General features: G+C 65.7%; 1 pseudogene. It reads left to right on the forward strand.

Features of this window, described 5'->3' with window-relative positions:
• A pseudogene (locus ACYQ0J_RS13820) lies at positions 1-236 on the forward strand (IS200/IS605 family accessory protein TnpB-related protein); the annotation flags it as partial.

Raw genomic sequence — 236 nt, forward strand, 5'->3', positions numbered from 1 at the left:
GGGTTCAGGGAGAAGCTTCCCGAGGGGTACGAGAAGCTCCTGAAGGACGAGGCGTTCCTGGCCCACGCCCAGGGGTTCTACCGGGCTAAAGCCGAGGAACTCCGCACTCAGAAGAGAAACGAGCGTGACAAGTCCCGCGGGGACAGCCTCTCCCGTGAGCTCAAGAGGGCTCAGGGGTCCCTGTCCCTGCTCTCAAGCCTTCAGGGCTCGCCGGGCGGCCGGGACGGGTTTACCGG

It is taken from the genome of Thermus sp. FJN-A (assembly GCF_054655095.1).